This window comes from Streptomyces sp. NPDC085524 (assembly GCF_044541755.1).
Classification (GTDB): Bacteria; Actinomycetota; Actinomycetes; order Streptomycetales; family Streptomycetaceae; genus Streptomyces.
In genome coordinates this window covers 1-1,100 of record NZ_JBITTH010000081.1, presented here as the reverse complement: position 1 = coordinate 1,100, position 1,100 = coordinate 1, and the positions used below count along the sequence as shown (strand labels likewise).

Sequence of the window (1,100 nt, the reverse complement as noted above, 5' to 3'; positions counted from 1 at the left end):
GGCATCCCCAAGCTCCGCGTCGAGGAAGCCGCCGCCCGCACCCAGGCCCGCATCGACTCCGGCCGCCAGCCCGTCATCGGCGTCAACAAATACCGTGTCGCAACCGACGAGGCGATCGACGTCCTCAAGGTCGACAACTCCTCCGTCCGCGCCCAGCAGATCGCCAAACTGCGCCGCCTGCGCGAGGAACGCGACGAACAGCTCACCCAAGCCACTCTTCACTCCCTCACCCACGCCGCAGACCGCGACGAGGGCAACCTCCTCGCGCTCGCCGTGGACGCGGCCCGCGCCAAGGCCACGGTCGGCGAGATCTCCGACGCCCTCGAAAAGGTCTACGGACGGCACGCGAGCCAGATCCGCACCATCTCCGGCGTCTATCGCACCGAGGCAGGCCAGGCCCCCCACGTGGAACGCACTCGCTCCCTCGTCGACCGGTTCGAAGAAGCCGAAGGCCGGCGTCCGCGCATCCTGGTCGCCAAGATGGGCCAGGACGGGCACGACCGCGGCCAGAAGGTCATCGCGACCGCCTTCGCCGACCTGGGCTTCGACGTCGACGTCGGCCCCCTCTTCCAGACCCCGGCGGAAGTGGCCCGCCAGGCGGTGGAGGCCGACGTCCACGTCGTGGGCGTCTCCTCCCTCGCCGCCGGCCACCTCACCCTCGTACCGGCACTGCGCGAGCAGCTGACCGAAGAGGGACGCGAGGACATCATGATCGTCGTCGGCGGAGTCATCCCGCCGGCCGACGTGCCCACCCTCCTCGACATGGGCGCCACGGCCGTCTTCCCGCCCGGCACGGTCATCCCGGACGCCGCCCACGACCTGGTGACGCGGCTCGCCGCGGAACTCGGCCACGACGAGCTGTAGCCGCCCGTGTCCCTCGACCTCGCCGGCTACGCGAAGGGGGTACTCGACGGGAAGCGCGCGCACGTCGCGCGCGCCATCACCCTCGTCGAGTCCACCCGTTCCGACCACCGCGGACTCGCCCAGGAGCTCCTCACCGAGCTCCTGCCGTACGCGGGCAACGCGCGCAGGATCGGCATCAGCGGCGTGCCGGGCGTCGGCAAGTCCACCTTCATCGACGCCTTCGGCACCATGCTCAC

General features: G+C 71.0%; 1 protein-coding gene and 1 pseudogene. Both read left to right on the top strand.

The features are described from left to right. Window positions 1-864 (top strand): methylmalonyl-CoA mutase family protein (locus ACIGFK_RS42515; protein WP_400056171.1); only part of this gene is annotated, 864 nt, incomplete at its 5' end. 6 nt (window positions 865-870) lie between these two features. Next, window positions 871-1,100: pseudogene (locus ACIGFK_RS42510) on the top strand (methylmalonyl Co-A mutase-associated GTPase MeaB); the annotation flags it as partial.